This is a genomic window from Lactobacillus sp. M0403 (assembly GCF_016101265.1).
GTDB lineage: Bacteria > Bacillota > Bacilli > Lactobacillales > Lactobacillaceae > Lactobacillus > Lactobacillus apis.
In genome coordinates this window covers 1-17,984 of the sequence record NZ_JACFQV010000003.1, presented here as the reverse complement: position 1 = coordinate 17,984, position 17,984 = coordinate 1, and the positions used below count along the sequence as shown (strand labels likewise).

Genomic DNA, 17,984 nt, shown 5'->3' with positions numbered 1-17,984 from the left:
TACAAAAAGTCGTAATTACTTACGACTTTTTTCGGTATCTAGTTGTTTTGCTAGTTCTAAAAAAATATTTATTCAACAGTAACACTTTTAGCAAGGTTACGTGGTTTATCTACATCTAATCCCTTAGCTTTAGAGGCATAATAGGCAAATAATTGAGCGGCAACAACACTAACAAGTGGAGTTAGATAATAATCAATATCTGGCAAAATGATATCGTCGTCAGGTTTTGCCAGTTTCTTACTTGCAATGGTAATCACACTAGCACCTCTTGAGACAACCTCCTCGATGTTCCCTCGCATTAGGTCTGCTGTAACCGGATCATTAATTAGGCCAATTACCGGTGTATTCTTTTCAATTAACGAAATTGTGCCATGCTTTAATTCGGCTGCCGCAAATCCTTCTGTTTGGATATAAGATACTTCTTTCAGTTTGAGTGCAGCTTCAAGAGCAAGTGGATAATCAATTCCGCGTCCAATATAAAAAGCATTGCGTGACGGTACTAGATATTCTTTAGCTAATTGCTCAATTTTTTCTTTACTGGAGATTACTTGTTCTACTCCCTCAGCAGCTAAAGCTAAATTTTCCTTTAGAGCAAAATTTTTCGCTGCGTCATTGCCAGTTCTTTCTCCCATTGCTTTTGCTAGTATTGCCTCAACTACCACCTGAGCCGTATAAGCCTTGGTTGAAGCAACAGCAATTTCAGGTCCCGCTTCAAGTGACATTGAATAGCTTGCTTCACGAGCAAGTGTTGAACCTGGAACATTTGTTAATGTAAGGGTGGGTATATTACGCTTAATTGCTTCTTGTAAAACGACACGTGAATCTGCCGTTTCCCCAGATTGCGATAAAAAGATAAATAATGGTTTTTTCGACATCATTGGGAAATGATAACCAGCCTCTGATGCAAGTCCAACTTCTGTCGGAATATTAGCAAACTTTTCAAACAAAACTTTGCCAACCAAACCAGCATGGTAGCTGGTGCCTGCCGCAAAGATATATAAACGATCTGCTCGTGTCAGTGCATCAACGATTTCTTGATCAACTTTTGGCTTACCGTCTTCATCTAAATAGTATTGCGCCAAATGCCGCAAAACACTTGGTTGCTCGCATATTTCTTTTAACATATAAAATTCATAAGTGCCCTTAGAAGCAGCGTTAGGATCAATATTCACCTCATAAGGCTTGGCTTGAATTTTCTCTCCAGCAAGATTTTCTAGTACGTAATTATCCTTAGTGATATCTCCAACTTGACCGTCAGCCAAATCAATAAAAGTCTTGGTTTGATCTAATACTGACAATGCATCTGAAGCAATTACATTAAAGTCTTTTCCTAGTCCAAGCATTAGTGGCGACTTATTTTTAGCAATAAAAATGTGATCAGGAATTGTATTGTCAACTAAAAGTATTGCGTATGAGCCTTTTACTTCTGCCAGTACCATCTTTAAAGCAGTAAAGGTATCGACCTTTTTGTCATTAACTACCTTACTAATTAATTGAACGATAACTTCGGTATCTGTATCTGATTGAAAATCAACGTCACTTAAATATTTTTCCTTTAGTTCTTGATAATTTTCAATTACCCCATTGTGAACCATGTAAAAACGATTTGTCTCATCAAATTGTGGATGTGCATTAGCTACAGTTGGCTTGCCATGTGTTGCCCAGCGCGTGTGCCCAATTCCAACAAGTCCATCCTCATCCTGCGTCATCTTAGCACGTAAGTTCTTAATACGCCCGGTAGTTTTGGTTAAGTATTCTCGCCCATTTAAGTCATTTAAATAAATGCCCGCTGAATCATATCCCCGGTATTCCAAGTTTGCTAAACCATCTAATACGACTTCTTTAGCCGATTTACCGATAATTCCAACAATTCCACACATATTATTCTCCTTTGGTATAGTCCATATTTTATTTTTTGGACTAGTTAAAGCTTCTTTGTTACGTATGGAATGATAATATTTATTTAAAAATTGGTCAAGTAATTAGTATGACAATTGGTATATACTAAGTCTGATAAGTGCTATTGTATACACAAAAAAGGCAGGAAAAATATTTTCCTGCCTTTTACTTTTAATTGGACTAGTTGAATTTAGACGCCCATTTCTTTTTCAACTACATCAGTGATGCGTTTTACATAAGCATCAGTTTCCTCTTGTGTTGGTCCTTCGGCCATCACCCGTAAAAGCTCTTGCGTACCTGAAGGTCTAACTACGACACGACCATCACCATTCATATCATCTTCAACTTCCTTGATAACATCAAGAATTGGTTGATGCTCTTTCCAGCTCTTCTTATCCTTTACAGGAACGTTAACAAGACATTGAGGGTAATCCTTGAAATCTTCAAGTAGTTCACTTAGTGATTTACCAGTCTTCTTCATTACTAGCATTAAATGCAAACCTGTTAGCATCCCATCACCAGTATTATGGTAATCGCTCATAATTACGTGACCAGACTGTTCCCCACCTAAGTTATAACCGTTTGCCCTCATTTCTTCGGAAACATAACGGTCACCTACTTGAGTACGAATGTTTTTAATGCCCTTTCTCTCAAGTGCTTTAGTAAAACCTAAGTTACTCATTACAGTAGTTACAATCGTGTCCTTCTTTAGACGGCCACCATCTTCCATGTAGCTGCCCAAAACGTACATAATGTGGTCTCCATCAACTTCATTACCATTTTCATCAACAGCAATACAGCGATCAGCATCCCCATCAAAAGCGAGTCCTAATTGGGCACCTTGTTTAACTACTTCTTCTTGTAACTTCTTTGTGTGGGTTGCACCAACGTGATCATTGATGTTTAAGCCATTTGGATGAGTTGCAATCGTAGTAAAATCAACACCACAATCAGCAAATAGACGAGAAATCAAGTTGCTAGCAGCACCATTAGCACCATCAATAACAACTTTAATTCCATCTAAATCAACTGGAATAGTATTTTCAATGAATTGGAGGTATTTTGCACTACCTTCGTGAAAATCAGTTACTGAGCCTAAACCCTCAGCTGAAGGACGAGGTAAGGTATCTTCTTTAGCATCAATTAGCTTTTCGATTTCTTCTTCCATTTCATCAGATAGTTTCAAGCCATCGCTACCAAAGAATTTTATTCCGTTATCTTGAACTGGATTATGAGAAGCGGAAATTTGTACGCCGGCATCTGCACCTTGCGCTCTTACTAAGTATGACAAACCTGGAGTCGTAATTACACCAACTTCTAAAACTTCAATTCCAACTGATAGCAAACCAGAAATCAGCGAATATTCTAACATTTGACCAGAGATTCTGGTATCACGAGAAACTAAAACTTTAGCTTGCTCATCTTTATCCTTGTTCTTGGTTAAAATATAACCTCCGTCACGTCCTAATTTAAATGCTAATTCTGGTGATAAATCTTGATTTGCTACTCCACGAACACCGTCGGTGCCAAAATACTTCAACATCTAAAATACCTTCCTTTTACTTAATTTTTTCACTTTTTACATTTGAATTTGCTACTTTGATGTCTATTCCAAGTTGAACGGGATCAGACTTAACTACACCCGCGGGCAAGTCTAGTTTAACCACTTTGCTTGTCGACACTGCAATTTCACTAAGGTCGACTGGAACTTTTAGCTTACTTATTTTGGCTAAATCTTCCTTTGCCCCATATATAGTAACATAGTCCGGTTTAGCCGTTAGCGAATATATTTTTCCGCTTTGCTCACTTTTTGGTTCTAGCTTAACCCTAACTCGTTTATGAGCGACTGAAACTGGTATTGTTACCTTAGCTGTAGCAGGTTCAATGACCACATTAAGCTGCCTTTTTTTATGATCTAAGGCAATAAGGCTAACTTGCCGTTCATAGTCATGCTTCATTTCACTTGGAAGAACGACCTTTGCGACTATTTGGTCAATTTGTTCAACCTCACTCCGTGCTCCAGTAACCTCAACTTGTTGCGGATAAACGCTTGGATGACCAACCGTATAACCATGAGCTACAGCGTTCTCATTATACTCTATTTGAACAGGCATTGTTGTTGATTTTCTTTTCTGAATATCAACATGAACAACTTTTGGATTGATTGAATACGAAAGTTGCCTGCTAATGCCGTTAACGTGAACTTTTACTTCATGACCACCGATTTTCTTCTTAGTCAAATCAATATAGGCCCGAAAGTTTTGCGTATTAACAGTTGATGTCACTAGTGCATTAGAGCCCTCTAATGTAATGCTTACTTTTTCAGGATAGCCGACAACGTAATACTTATCTGTATCAACTGAAACTTGCAAAGGAACACTAATCGTTTGTGTTTTGTTAGCAGTTTGTTTCGTCCGACTTGACTGTCCCTGAGTTAAAAAACCACCCTGTGTGTCATTAACATAAATTACCAATAAAATTGCAATCAGTAGTGAAACTAACCGAATGAACCAAGATTTTTTCCAAAAGTTTTTCATCGGTCAGCACCCCACTTCCAAACCTTACGAGCAATTTTTTGATACCATTTTTCTGCTTGGTTTTTCTTAGGAACAAGTTCAGCAGTCAGGTATTTCATGTACTCATCACGAGTCATATCAACTAGAAAACGCCCATTCCGCGTAATTGTCACACCACCAGTTTCTTCGGAAACAACAATTGTAATCGCATCGGTAACTTCTGAAATTCCGACAGCAGCACGGTGACGTGTCCCTAAACGCTTCGGAATCATACTATTATCCGAAAGAGGCAAATAGGCTGCCGCAACGGCAATCTTATGATCATTATTAATAATGACAGCACCATCATGTAACGGGGTATTAGGAATAAAAATATTAATCAATAACTCACCAGTTACATCAGCATTCAACTTAATACCAGTTTCAACATAGTCGTCTAGTCCTGTTTCTTGCTGGAGAGTGATTAATGCTCCAATTCTTCTTTTCGACATATATTGAATTGCCTTATCAAGTTCATTAATAAACTTGATTGATTCAGTACGTTCACTGTCTTCTCGACCAGCAAAAATTGGCAAACGCCCTAAGTGCTCCAGTCCACGCCTAATCTCGGGCTGAAAAATAATGATAATCCCGACCACCGACCAAGAAACAATTTGATCGATTAACCAGGTCGTGGTATGCAATTGCAAAATTCCAGCAACTATTCGCACCACAAAAATCAGGACAATTCCCTTGGCAAGCTGAACTGCTTTAGTACCTCGGATTAAAATGACTAAATGGTAAACTAAAAACCAAATGATCAAAACGTCTAAGATAGTTGAGAAGTTCGCCCAAGTAAAAATATGTATTCCGTTAGACTGCATAGATACTCCTTTCTATTATTGTAACAAGCAAAACTTAATCACTCGGCTTACCAATAATTCTAACTTCAGTCTCTAAATCAAGACCAAATTCCTCTTTAATCTTCTCTTGAATTAAATGAATTAAGTCAAGATAGTCCGTAGCTGTTGCTCCTCCTTTATTAACAATAAAGCCGGCATGTTTAGTGGAATCCTGCGCACCACCAATTTGTTTTCCTTGAAGACCCGCTTTAATGATCATCGGACCAACAAAATGACCAGCTGGACGCTTAAACACGCTACCACAAGAAGGATATTCTAATGGTTGTTTATATTGTCGCAATGCATTGAGATAGTTCATCTGCGCTAAAATTTCACTTTTCTGGCCTTTCTTTAATTCAAAGGTCGCAGATAAGACAATATCATCAGTGTCTTGAACAAGTGAATGTCGGTATGAAAAAGCCATTTCCTCATTTGTATAAGTTTTAAACTCACCTTTTGCAGACATTACGGTAACCGACGCAACAGCCTCACAAGTTTCACCGCCATATGCTCCTGCATTCATAAAAACAGCGCCACCAACACTACCAGGAATACCAGCCGCAAATTCCATTCCACTAAGTCCATGGTTGGCTGCCATAAAAGCAGTATCAATAATTCGTGCACCTGCTTGAGCAGTAACTGTCTGACCTTCAACGGTAATCTTATCCATTTTGGTTAAAATAATGACAAGTCCATCAATGCCGCCATCACGAATAATTAGATTTGATGCATTACCAATAACAGTTAGCGGTATTTGATCAGTATTAGCTGCTTCAACCAGTTTTTGAAGCTCTGTTTGATTTTGCGGAAAAGCCAAATACTCTGCTGGACCACCAGTTTTTGTAAACGTATATTTGCTAAGCGGGACTTGTTGCTTAATTTCTATCCCTTCTTTTGCTAAATCAAATAACTTCAAAGTTAAAATTCTCCTTATTAAATCTTTTGTTTATTTTACCGCATTCAGTGAATTGCTTCATCCTATGTTATACTAAAATTAAGTTTTAAAGGAGAGAAAATGAATTTTATTGCAATGGACTTTGAAACCGCCAACCGCCATCCAGAAAGTGCATGTTCTCTGGCATTAGTAATGGTTCGCGACAATCAAATTGTTGACCGGTTTTACACAGTTATAAACCCCCAAATGCCGTTTGATGCGCGAAACATTCAAATTCATGACATTACTGCAGATGATGTAAAGGATGCGCCAACAATGGCAGAAGTTTGGACTCAAATCAAAGACTTGTATCAGCCTGGCATGCTAGTTTGTGCGCATAATGCACGTTTTGATACGAACGTAATGAAGCAAAGTTTAGCGCGTTACGATATTCAAGAACCGCACTATTTTGTAATCGACACCCTACAAACAAGTAAATTATTTGAACCTAATCTAGCTAATCATAAACTAGATACTGTATCCGAAGCATTAAATGTTGAATTGTGGCACCATCACAATGCGCTTAGCGATAGTGAGGCCTGTGCAGGTATTCTTATCGCCCAAAATAAAGAATTTGGTGATGAACCAATTAAAAACCTTGTTTACCAAATCTAATAAACAAGTCAAAAAAGCAGAACTGATTAATCTCAGCTCTGCCTTTTTTATTGCAATTTATTCATGATATCTTTTACCCACAGTTCATTGCGCTTTCCCTGCGGTCTAAATTCTAATGTCCTCTTAGTGGAATCCCAGCTATCATCCACTCTTCTAATTACTACCTGCAAATATTGATCTGGTAGATAGCCCTGAATAACTTCTGGCCATTCAATAATAACCAATCCTGGCTCTGACAGATAACTATTTAAATCGATTGATGATAAATCGCTGTTTTCTAAACGATAAAAATCCATGTGATAAATTGGTAGTTTTGCCTCAGCATACTCACGGACAATCGTAAAGGTTGGACTTTTCACCGGACGTCTTACCCCAAGCGCATAACCAATCCCCTGTGTCAGTGTAGTTTTACCAGCTCCCAAATCACCATTTAGTAAAAGCAAATCGTGTGGCTTAGCCGTGGAGGCAATCGCTGCACCAATTTTCTTCATTTCAGCAGCTGAGTTAATCTCTAATTTAGTCATTATTCTTTGTCCTTAAAAAGTGCTTGAGCTGCTGTTAAAACAGCTAAGTCGTAGACATCCTGGCTACTTGCCCCACGTGATAAATCGTTAATTGGTTTATCAAGTCCTTGCAAAATAGGTCCAATTGCTGCAAAGTTACCCAAACGTTGTGTAATTTTATAAGCAATATTGCCCGATTGTAATTCAGGGAAAATAAAAATGTTTGCACGCCCTGCAAGTTTAGAATCAGGTGCCTTTTTTGCAGCAACTTCCGGAACAAAAGCAGCATCAAATTGTAATTCACCATCTGAAATAATATCAGGGTGCTCTTTAGCAAAAATTTCAGCAGCCTCGACAGTTCTAGTAACCATTTCGCCTTTTGCGGAGCCCTTGGTTGAAAAGCTAAGGAAGGCTACACGTGGCTCAAGGTCAATCATTTTGGCTGTTTCAACAGTTTGATAAGCAATTTCTGCTAACGTTTGACTATCAGGTGATGGATTGATTGCACAGTCTGCAAAAAGATACTTTTCTTTCCCTCGCTCCATAATAAAGCTACCAGAGACGCGATGCATGCCTTCAGCAGTATGAACAAGTTGTAATGCTGGACGAACAGTTTCTGCCGTCGAATGAACTGCACCAGAAACCATTCCATCAGCAATTCCCATCTTAACCATCATTGTGCCAAAATAATTGGCATCCTTTAGTGCTTCACGCACCTCGGATTCAGTAATTTCTTTACCACGAGCTTGAATGAAACTGACTACCATTTCATTCAGGTTCTCGTAATTATCAATGTCAATTAACAAAAGATCATCGAGTGAAATTCTTTCTTGCCGTGCAACTTGTTTTATTTGTTCTGGATCACCCAAAATAATTGGGCTAACAACATTATCGTCTTTAAGTTTTCTAACAGCTTTTAATATCCTAGGATCATTTCCTTCAGGGAAAACTATGCGATATTGCTTACTAGAATTTTTTACTTTGCTCTTTAATAATTCAAAAATACTCATTATTTCACCTATGCTAAATCAGATTCTGTGACTTGTTGCGGCAATTGCCAATCAATTGGTGTTTCACCAAATTTTTTTAAGGCCTCATTACAGCGTGAAAATGGTCGTGAGCCAAAGAAGCCGCGATCTGCTGAGAAGGGACTTGGATGAGCTGATTTAATCACATAATTCTTCTCTTGGTCAATTAATGCGATTTTATTTTGCGCATATTTGCCCCATAAGATAAAAACAACCTGACCACGATCGCTCAGGGCTTTGATTGCAGCATCTGTTACTTGCTCCCAGCCTTTGCCCTGATGTCCATTTGCATGTCCATATGGTACCGTTAAAACTGCATTCAGTAGAAGTACACCCTGATCAGCCCACTTTTTCAAATAACCATGTTGAACCGGAACACAACCCACATCATCATAAAGTTCCTTATAAATGTTCTGTAGGGATGGTGGTAATTTAACCCCAGGCATTACGGCAAAACTCATTCCGGTTGCCTGCCCTGGATTATGGTATGGATCTTGGCCTAGAATAACTACTTTAGTCTTAGCAAATGGGGTTAATTTAAAAGCAGTGAAAATATGGTACATATCTGGAAATATCCGCTTAGTTTGGTATTCTTTTTTCAAAAACTCATGAAGCGCATGGTATTCATTACTTTCAAATACAGGAGCTAATACTTCATCCCAGTCATTGCCAATAAACTTTTTCATTATCAAGACACCCTCTCTTTCACAGCCTATATGGTATCATGAAACTAATTCTGATTGAAAATAACTTAGACAATTTTAACGATTTTTACCATAACAAAGCGCATTTATTAAAAAAATAATAAACGGCATGTTCTCTACTTATGTTAAGATGATTATGAAATAATAAAACGCTTCAGTTACGAAGGAGGCTCATCTCTTATCTTGATTAAATTAGTAGCTTGTGACCTTGATGGCACATTATTTAACAGTAATATTACCGTCTCAGACGAAAACGTAGCCGCAATTAAAGCGGCCCAAAAAAGTGGAATTGAGTTCTTGGTGGCAACCGGACGTTCACCTGAACAATCGCGTAAAGTAATTAAAGATTTTGGTATTAACACAGGTTTTATTAACATTAATGGTGCACTTGTATTTGATGCAAATGGTAAGCTACAGGTTAAAAATCCGTTGCCACCAACCAAAGCGAAACAAGTAGCGGACATTTTGGACCGTCACCACATTTATTATGAGCTTGTAACCTCAGACTTGATTTTTTCAAAAGACATTAGCCAACGAGTAGTTAATTTAGCCCGTGCATTAACTGCGCTTAATCCGCGCCTAAGTTTTAAAAAAGCAGTAGCAACAGCAGCAGGAAGTAATGCAATGTTAAGCATGACTTATGTTGACAGTTTTACTGACCTATTAAACGATCCAGAGCTTGAAGTAATGAAGATAATTTCCTTTGATGGACATGGACCTGAAGCTTTTGTTGAGGCAAAAAAGGAAATCATGGCTTTAGGAGACGTGGCAGTGACTTCAAGCTCCCCAGCTAATATCGAGATTAATGATGCTAAGGCACAAAAAGGTCCTGCATTGATGGAATATGCGAAAAAGAAAGGCCTGAAGCGAGAAGAAGTTGCTGCAATTGGCGATAACCTTAATGATGAGAGTATGATTAGGGATGCCGGTACAGGTGTAGCTATGGGCAACGCGGTTCCAGCAATTAAGAAATTAGCCCAAGTACAAACAAAAACTAATGATGAAAATGGAGTAGCTTATATTTTAAAACAGTTTATTAGCGAAAATGCTAAAGAATAGAGGTGCTTAAATGCGCTATTTACTAGAACTAACTCAAAAGCAAGAATACGGTCAAATTCCCGTTGCAAATGAAAAAGGCAAAATCAAATACTTAATTCAAGGTAATCTTGATAATCCTAACCATACACTTTATTTGAAGACGTATAAGCAAACTGAAATTGGTCGTCTTTATACTGATGGTAATGGCATAATTTCATCCTATACTATTGACGTTGTCAATCATTCTTTAGTTAAAGTCAAACGCTTTAACAACTCTGTGTCGAATCTTTTTTATATTACTAGACTTAATTACTTAGTTACAGGTAGTATCAAAAACGGAAAATATCGCTTTTTGTCTGGGGTTAAAACAGTGGCTACGGTTGAAACGGATATCAAGAAAAATGGAGTCGTTTTAACTTGTAATATTGCTCGCCCAGAAGATGTACCGTTTATTTTACTGTGTGCCACCCTCTTTACACAATGGCATACAACGCCTCTGCGATTACCAACATTCCCACCTATTGGACGTAAATATAATGTTAAATTCAACTAAGCAAAAGGAGCACTACTAATTGTAGTGCTCCTTTCGTTAATCAACCTTTTTCTCATAAGCCAACTTTTCATTTTCAAATGTTAGAAGTTGGTCATCAAAATAGGTATATTTCAGCCAAATCAAAAAATGAGTTATTTTAATCTTTTTCTATATCTTGTTACACCAAAATAGTAGATTGAACTAACTAATAATGCTACTCCATAAACGTATTGTGTACTTATTGAGCCGAATTTTTCTATAATCCAACTTCCCCCAAATGTACCTAGCGGTATCATTAGCGAAAGTATACTGTCATTGATAGTATCAATTCTACCTAAAATTGCTGATGAAAAGCTTGTTTGAACTAGAGTTTCAAAATCAATGTTCATCATTGTAATCCATAAAGAAGAGATTGCAGAGCTGATCAAGGCGAAAATCACACTAGTTTTTACAGTTAATGGAACCAAGAGTCTAAATATTCCCGCTCCCAAGAAGCATAAAGTAATAAAAGCTTCCATATTCTTTTTTCCTAACTTAAAATGCTGTATAACAAGAGCTCCTAGTATGCTTCCTATGGAGGATACCATCAGCAATCCTCCATAGCCAATCGCCGAATCATGTATATAGCTTTCCGCGAAATAAGGCAATCCAACATCATAAATGCCAAAAAAGAAGTTAACCACGCATAACGGTAATATTAATTCAATAATATTACTCTCACTTTTCAAAGTAACCCAACCAACTTGTAAATCTTTTAAATAGGAACCTGTAAAGTATTCTTCACTTTTTAGTACATCTTTTGCGAGCATGTCAATTTGTACTCTTGCATAGATAAAGAGCGCTATGGTAAAAATAACCGCTGATATAATAATGGTTATACTGATGGATGTTGTAGCAATAATAAAGGTGGTTATACCGTCTAGTACTAAGTCCAATATCTTGTAGCTTACCTGAAAAAGGCCATTAAAATGCAAGAGATCCTTCTTCTCAACAAGCACGGGCAACAGCTTATATTCTGTTGGATAAATAATTGATGATAATATTGTTGATATACCAAATAACAGAAGTAAAAATATGTCAATGATTACATTATTTTGCTTAAGGTATAGTACACATGCGATAATAACACTAATTACAATTTGTATAAGAGTTGAATATTTTAGCAATTTTTCAACGGACAAACGATCAATTAGCGGACCAAATCCAAACGAAATTATGTCAATTCCAGCTTCAATTGAAAAAATTAGCGCTACCATTAATGGTGAATGACCAGTTTCTTTAAAGTACCAAAGAATTGCCATATAGAATAAGCTATCAGCAATATTAGTTGCCACCCGTCCAGCTAGTAATTTATAAACATTTAAGTATTTCTTTTTTATCATCACTTTTCCATCCTTAAATTTTATCCATCTTCTTTTTTGACTCTTCAATATTATGTTGCAAACTATAGTTACAGTTGACCTCTCAGGGAAAAAGAAATCTAACGCTTGGATTAGCAATAGTTCTTTTCCTTAATAAATGTCCTCCATAGAATCCTGTGATTTGAGCTGAATGTATTGCTTCTGAAATTCCAGATATTGGTATAGTTACATTTCCTGCAGCAAATAGCCCAGAAATCTTCTTTTTTGCTAAATCATTTGTTCCAGCTTTTACTTTAAAGTGAGATTTTTAACTGGAAAATCGCCAAATTCATTATTCCGATGAGAAACTAAAATTATCGTTTTACAATCTTTCAAAAACATTTGAAGTAAATCCTGCGACGATTTCAAATCAATGCTTGAAAAACTTTCATCAAGTAAAACAAGCTTGTTAGTAGAATCAATGAGACGAGCTAATGCAACTCGTTGTTTCTGCCCTCCAGAAAGAGAATTGTATTGCCATGAATCATCAATTCCAAACTTTTCTTTTACTGAGGCTAATTTTTCCAAATTAACTTTTCGTCCTAATGAAATATTATAGTTAATTGAGTAAGGGAAAATTGTAATCTTTTGAGGTAAGTATATAATTAACTCGTTTATGACTTTTTGTGGGACTTGATTAATATTAATTCCATTTAAAAGAATTTCACCAGAATTTGGTTTGAGCTGACCAGTTGCCAACTTAAGCAATGTTGATTTTCCCCTGCCAGAATCACCATTTAGTTTATAAAAATTATCCCTAGTAAAGGCATAAGAAAAATGACTTAATATTGTTGTTCTAGAACCAGGATATGAAAACGACACATCTCTAAATTCCAGTGTCTTAAATTGCATTGGAAAGGATGCCAGATCAAACTTTTGATTACTTGGAATAACAAGATTTTTTAGCTTAGAAAATTTTGCAAAAATACCTGAAGTTGAAAGTAATTGAGCTAAATAGCGATTAATTATTCCAGCTGAATCAAAGACTTTTGTCGCTAATTCTGCTGTTGACAAAATAGCTCCAGCACTCAAAACACCCTTGAAATGTAAAAATCCAGTAATTCCTAAAATAATTAGCTGACTACCAATATTTACTACACTAGTAATAATGTCGACAATCGATCTCCTAATAGTGTTATGAACATTTGCTTTCTTCAATATACTAGAGCCCGTATCAACGAGCTTTTTTATCTCTGACAGGGCATTAAAAACAAAGAGGGTCTCATAACCGTGTAATCCACTGCTAGTATACTTAAGAAATTTTTCGTTAGCTTTAGATATCTCTTCCACTCCATTACTAAGGTATTTTTTACACAACCGCGGTACTAATACAATTAAAACTACTAAAAAAATAGCAGTAATGAACAAAATTGGACTATATAGATATAATGCAATTAAAGCAAAAATTGCATTACCACTGAAGCGAACAATCCTGAAAAAGGTGTTTACACCTTCTCTTTGAATGAGATTAACATCGTTTTGCAAATACGATTCGTAATAGTCCACTGGATTATTCTGAAAATCACTCTCTGGCATTTCAGTTAGCGCTGTTGCAATATCATTTCTAATATCAGTTAAAATGTCTTGAGTTGCACTTTCTTCAATATAGCTTTCAAAAAAGGAAATAATAAAAGAAATAAACCATAGTAAAAAAATCAGCATCAATAATTGACCAAAAAGATTTATATTTTTCGCAATTAAAGCATTAGCTAAATCTGCCATTTTGGTAGCAGCAAAAACTTGCAGGAATGAATTGGTTAACAACAATAAGCAGGCACACCCGACGGAAAATAAATGTTGCTTAAGATATTTGTACATGTTGTGCCTCCTATATACAATCAACTTTTTCATTTAACTCTAATATTATTCACTTATTCTGTCAATTAGTAAAATATGCTTGTTTATGTTCAGTTTAAACTTCAAGAAGATAGCAAAAGACATTACCGGGCTACAGGGGGGTAATGTCTTTTGCTAATTAATCAACCTTTTTCTCATATGCTAGCTTTTCATTTTCGAATGTCAGAAGTTGGTCATCAAAATGATCAATTTTATAAGTTAGATAGTTAATTGTCTTTTGAATATCATGTGTTTGCTTTATTAGTTCGTCACGTTGCATTTCTAATAATTCACGACGCTTTTTTCTGGTTTGTGGTTCATGCAAATATAGTGCAACAAATTGCTTCAGCTTTTTAACCGGCATCCCAGCCTTACGCAAAACTAAAATATAAAAAATCCAGTTTTGATCGTATTCACTATAAACGCGATAACCATTTTGATCACGCTTTATCGCAGGTATTAATCCTTCTTTTTCCCAATATCTTAATGTATCTTTTGGTAAACCAAACTTTTTGCTCACTTCATTGATATTCAAACTTTTATTTCCTTAATCAACATTTCGTACTAGATCATGGATATTTTGAACAGCTGCTGGATCCCGATGATCAAAAAACTGACTTTTATTTTCATCTAGTGTTTTAATTTGTGCCATTTCTGCTTGAGTCAATTCAAAATCAAAGACTTGGCTGTTTTCAACTATTCTATCATGATGAACTGATTTTGGAATCACAACAATCTTTCTTTGAAGTAGCCAGCGTAGAATAACTTGCCCTGCGGTCTTATGATACTTCTGTCCAATTTCAGCAATCAGTGAATTAGTAAATATTTGCTGCTTTCCTTCAGCAAATGGAGCCCATGCTTCCGGTTGAATATTGCGCTCCTGCAAAAAAGGAACATCATCTTTTTGTTGCATCCAAGGATTAACTTCAATTTGATCAACAGTGGGACAAATCTTATTGTATAGCTCTAAATCCAAAACACGGTCTGCTGTAAAATTCGAAACACCAATTGCTCTAATTGTACCTGCTTGATATGCTTCTTCCATTGCTCGCCAAGAGCCGTAAACATCGCCATACGGTTGATGAATTAAATATAAATCTAAATAGTCTAACTGAAGTTTCTTTAAAGAAGTTAAAATTGCTCTCTTTGTTGCTTCATAACCGGTGTCCGATACCCATAGTTTTGTTGTAACAAATATATCAGCACGATCAACTTCACTATTTTTTATTGCTTGTCCTATCGCCTCTTCGTTGCCATATGAAGAGGCTGTATCAATTAAGCGATATCCTGATCTAATTGCATCTTCTACTACCTGTTCAGCTAAGGTCAAATCAGTAATTTGAAAAGCACCAAACCCTAAAAGGGGCATCTCTACTCCATTATTTAATGTTATTTTCTCCATTTTTAACTCTCCCAAAAATTCTTTTGTTAGAGTTAGTATAAACGTTAGAGTTAACTCCATAGCAAGGTTAAATCTACTATTTATTGCCAATTTTAGCTATTATTATCAAGTTCTTTAATAATTAAGTCAGCCAATAACTCATACCCTGCAGCACCAAAATGTAAACCATCATCTAATTGGCCTTGACAAAGAGTTATTAAGCTTCCTTGCCTAACCATTTTTTCAAAAAGGTTAATAAAATGTATTTTATAATTATTTGCTACTTGTTCCAATTCTACTGTATAAGCAGCAACTTCATCATTAGTTCGCTTTTCCTGTTTATGCTCATCAACTGCAGGCGGAGAAATCATTATGACATTATTTGGATAATATAAGCAAATGATACTGGAAATAATTAATGCCATGTTTTGCTTAAACTGCTCCAATGGAACCTTTTTATGCAGCGCCAAATCGTTTGTTCCAAGTAATAGAATCAACTTATCACAGTGGTCCATCTTAAGGACAAGGTCAGAAATCAAAGCAAAAAATGCACCTGAGTTAATTCCTGGTACTGCGGTATTAATCGTCTCTATATTAGAGTTTTTCTTCTTTAAAGTGTAGTCAAGTCGTGGCCCTTTCAAGCCTTCTTTTCTAGCAATGATGCTATCACCTGTTAAAAGCAATTTCATTTGAAGCTTCTCCAATTAAAACCAATAAAAAAACTGTAGTTACAGTTAAATTGTAACTACAGTCTATTTTAATTTCTAGGATTTACTTTACTATACTTCATATTCTTGAATTCATGAGCAGCATATTTTTTAGCTAATTCTTCAGTTCTGAAGTATTGGTTAGTAACTTCACCCACTTGAGGATGTGATTGGAATAAAACAGATTCTTTCTTTCCATCAATCACTTCAGTTTTTACAGTAAAAGCATAACCCATCTTAGTTGACTTTTCATCGACTGGACTCACAATTGTCCACTTGTCGCCGTTCATTGTCTTAGTTGTTACTCTTGCATACTTAGCAAATAAATCAGCGTTCTTTGACTTCCAAGCTCTGGACATTTGCCAAGGGTACTTTTTCGTTCCCTTAACTGTTCCAACTTCAACAGCCTTAACATGGTCATTTGCCCATGGCGTATCGAATGAATTCTTTTGAATATTCATTGGATTAGGTGTCAAATTGTTGGTGCTGTACCACTTACCACGCCAAGTTTTGGGGAAAGTATATAGTTTGTTAAAACCATATTTATTTTTCTTAACAGTGGCAGCTTGAACTTGAGCTGGTTGATTTACTAGTGCTGGTGTAGCAGTAGTTAAAGCAACTGTTGCGGCTGCAAGCATTGTTAAAATCTTCTTACTTTTCATTTTTTCGGCCTCCTGAGAACCTGAGATAATTTAATATTATATCAGTTATTTTCAACAATAAAAGTGGCTTTTGTGATTTAAATATATAATTATATATATTATTCCTGTTAACTAAAACAATTCCAAGTAAAAAGCCTCTGCAAATAGCAGAGGCTTTCATTTTAAACATAAGAAAACTTACACAAAAATAATTTACCATTGAGCAAATGTTTTTAACTCTTTTGGCTTTGTCCCACCATACATTCTAGCTAACTTAGCCGAGCGCCAATAAACGTTAGTTATTCTATAAGAAGATAAAGTTCTTTCAATTAAAACGCGGTGTCCTTTGTAATGATATAAACCTAAACTCCTACCTGATGCAACAGGACTAAACCAAGGAAACGTCGAGATATATTTTATGTTTTTGTCCTTTTTAAAAGTTACAGGATAAAAAGCCTTTACCCAATTTCTGGTTTGTTTAGTATTCTTAATTCCCTTAGCATTACTATCTTGTCTATGTAATTCATCAGAACCGATTTTATGCACTTTTACTCTTAATTTATCAATTGTGTTTGATTTATAATTTATATCAAAAGCTTTGCCATACCAGGTACCACGCATCTTCTTCGGTGTAGTCAGTTTTCCTAAATTACCTTTTACATGAGCTGCTTGAACAACCGTGTTTGTATTGAAGAAGTTACTATCATTACTTTTTCCTACAAATAATCCAAGAGCTAAAGATGTAGTTATAGCAATAAGTATCTTTATTTTGCTGTTCTTTATTTGTTTATTCAGTATTCTTTCCCTTCTTATTTAATAAAAGCTGACTTTTTGACAAACTTTCCACCTTTTACCGTATAGTACTTTTTATCTAAGTAGCCTGTGACCGGTAGTCCATATGTCATTACTCTAGTATGCTTTTTTAACCTTCTTAATTTTCCGCCATCTACGAAAATAACATACGCATCTTTCTTTAATTTGCGTCTCTTACCTTTTAGGTTAGTAGCCAAAATAAACTTACCATCTGAAATTTCATCAAAACTACGGCCGTTTGAAATTATAGAAGAAAGTAAACTTACTTTTGTTCCTTTTTCTACCCTTCCTTTTGTACGCACATATGCAGATAGTTTTTCATCTGGCACGTAGATCGTGGACTTTTTTGCAACAACAGCTGTATTACTATTTTCTGATGCAAAAACTGTAGCTGTCGAACCAAGACTTATAAAAAATAAAAGTAAGGTGCTTAAAAACAAACTTAAATTAAACTTATTTAGTTTCATTATTTTGAGACCGTAAAATAGTTTGTGTAAGGATGAATAATTCCTTAAATTAATTTCTTAAAACATTAGAAAAAGGAGTTCCTTTCTCG

General features: G+C 35.9%; 19 protein-coding genes. 3 read left to right on the top strand and 16 right to left on the bottom strand.

All coding sequences use genetic code 11. The features are described 5' to 3' along the window. Positions 1–68: 68 nt before the first annotated feature. The 5 genes from glmS to murB all read right to left on the bottom strand — a co-directional run bounded on the left by glmS (position 69) and on the right by murB (position 6,212). Complete coding sequence (gene glmS / locus H3T48_RS04665) at positions 69–1,880, bottom strand: glutamine--fructose-6-phosphate transaminase (isomerizing) (protein ID WP_198188691.1); 1,812 nt, start codon at positions 1,878–1,880, stop codon at positions 69–71. 209 nt (positions 1,881–2,089) lie between these two features. Next, positions 2,090–3,442, bottom strand: coding sequence for a phosphoglucosamine mutase (glmM, locus tag H3T48_RS04660; protein ID WP_187157786.1), 1,353 nt, complete (start codon positions 3,440–3,442; stop codon positions 2,090–2,092). Between the two features lie 16 nt (positions 3,443–3,458). Further along, on the bottom strand, positions 3,459–4,436 hold the full coding sequence (locus H3T48_RS04655) for a YbbR-like domain-containing protein (RefSeq protein WP_198188690.1): 978 nt from the start codon (positions 4,434–4,436) through the stop codon (positions 3,459–3,461). Continuing rightward, positions 4,433–5,278: a diadenylate cyclase CdaA gene (gene cdaA / locus H3T48_RS04650; RefSeq protein WP_074425541.1), complete on the bottom strand. Its 846-nt coding sequence runs from the start codon at positions 5,276–5,278 to the stop codon at positions 4,433–4,435. Before cdaA ends, H3T48_RS04655 begins: the two co-directional genes overlap by 4 nt. 34 nt (positions 5,279–5,312) lie before the next feature. Continuing rightward, a complete protein-coding gene (murB, locus tag H3T48_RS04645; protein ID WP_198188689.1) occupies positions 5,313–6,212 on the bottom strand; it encodes a UDP-N-acetylmuramate dehydrogenase in 900 nt (299 codons plus the stop codon). 99 nt (positions 6,213–6,311) lie between these two features. On the opposite strand from murB, the gene H3T48_RS04640 reads away from it, so the two are divergent. After that, positions 6,312–6,845, top strand: coding sequence for a 3'-5' exonuclease (locus tag H3T48_RS04640; protein ID WP_046306542.1), 534 nt, complete (start codon positions 6,312–6,314; stop codon positions 6,843–6,845). Between the two features lie 47 nt (positions 6,846–6,892). Here H3T48_RS04640 and tsaE read toward each other — a convergent pair whose 3' ends face one another. Genes tsaE through H3T48_RS04625 form a run of 3 tightly spaced genes read right to left on the bottom strand, consistent with a single transcriptional unit; the run spans position 6,893 to position 9,062 of the window. Next, positions 6,893–7,369, bottom strand: a complete 477-nt coding sequence (gene tsaE / locus H3T48_RS04635) for a tRNA (adenosine(37)-N6)-threonylcarbamoyltransferase complex ATPase subunit type 1 TsaE (RefSeq protein WP_122034760.1) — start codon at positions 7,367–7,369, stop codon at positions 6,893–6,895. Then, on the bottom strand, positions 7,369–8,358 hold the full coding sequence (gene pta / locus H3T48_RS04630) for a phosphate acetyltransferase (protein ID WP_198188688.1): 990 nt from the start codon (positions 8,356–8,358) through the stop codon (positions 7,369–7,371). The genes tsaE and pta overlap by 1 nt, the downstream gene beginning before the upstream one ends. Before the next feature lie 8 nt (positions 8,359–8,366). Beyond that, complete coding sequence (locus tag H3T48_RS04625; RefSeq protein ID WP_179853673.1) at positions 8,367–9,062, bottom strand: uracil-DNA glycosylase; 696 nt, start codon at positions 9,060–9,062, stop codon at positions 8,367–8,369. Between the two features lie 201 nt (positions 9,063–9,263). Here H3T48_RS04625 and H3T48_RS04620 point away from each other — a divergent pair, with 201 nt between their 5' ends. After that, positions 9,264–10,139 (top strand): Cof-type HAD-IIB family hydrolase, encoded by an 876-nt coding sequence (locus tag H3T48_RS04620; protein ID WP_122034756.1) that lies wholly within the window; start codon positions 9,264–9,266, stop codon positions 10,137–10,139. Positions 10,140–10,149: 10 nt separating this feature from the next. Then, entirely contained in the window at positions 10,150–10,671 is a 522-nt protein-coding gene (locus H3T48_RS04615) for a hypothetical protein (RefSeq protein ID WP_046306534.1), read from the top strand. Positions 10,672–10,802: 131 nt separating this feature from the next. Here H3T48_RS04615 and H3T48_RS04610 read toward each other — a convergent pair whose 3' ends face one another. The 8 genes from H3T48_RS04610 to H3T48_RS04575 form a co-directional block, all read right to left on the bottom strand. Further along, entirely contained in the window at positions 10,803–12,032 is a 1,230-nt protein-coding gene (locus H3T48_RS04610) for an MFS transporter (protein ID WP_198188832.1), read from the bottom strand. 267 nt (positions 12,033–12,299) lie between these two features. Beyond that, positions 12,300–13,868, bottom strand: coding sequence for an ABC transporter ATP-binding protein (locus H3T48_RS04605; RefSeq protein WP_198188687.1), 1,569 nt, complete (start codon positions 13,866–13,868; stop codon positions 12,300–12,302). Between the two features lie 157 nt (positions 13,869–14,025). Continuing rightward, entirely contained in the window at positions 14,026–14,421 is a 396-nt protein-coding gene (locus H3T48_RS04600; protein ID WP_074425549.1) for a MerR family transcriptional regulator, read from the bottom strand. A 12-nt stretch (positions 14,422–14,433) separates the two neighbouring features. Then, positions 14,434–15,288, bottom strand: coding sequence for an aldo/keto reductase (locus H3T48_RS04595; RefSeq protein WP_198188686.1), 855 nt, complete (start codon positions 15,286–15,288; stop codon positions 14,434–14,436). 92 nt (positions 15,289–15,380) lie between these two features. After that, a complete protein-coding gene (locus tag H3T48_RS04590; RefSeq protein ID WP_198188685.1) occupies positions 15,381–15,956 on the bottom strand; it encodes a GDSL-type esterase/lipase family protein in 576 nt (191 codons plus the stop codon). Between the two features lie 68 nt (positions 15,957–16,024). Further along, positions 16,025–16,636: a hypothetical protein gene (locus H3T48_RS04585; RefSeq protein ID WP_198188684.1), complete on the bottom strand. Its 612-nt coding sequence runs from the start codon at positions 16,634–16,636 to the stop codon at positions 16,025–16,027. A gap of 192 nt (positions 16,637–16,828) precedes the next feature. Further along, positions 16,829–17,236 carry a hypothetical protein gene (locus H3T48_RS04580; protein WP_198188683.1) on the bottom strand — a complete coding sequence of 136 codons (408 nt, stop codon included), beginning with the start codon at positions 17,234–17,236 and terminating at the stop codon, positions 16,829–16,831. A gap of 188 nt (positions 17,237–17,424) precedes the next feature. Continuing rightward, on the bottom strand, positions 17,425–17,895 hold the full coding sequence (locus tag H3T48_RS04575) for an SLAP domain-containing protein (RefSeq protein ID WP_198188682.1): 471 nt from the start codon (positions 17,893–17,895) through the stop codon (positions 17,425–17,427). Positions 17,896–17,984 lie beyond the last annotated feature (89 nt).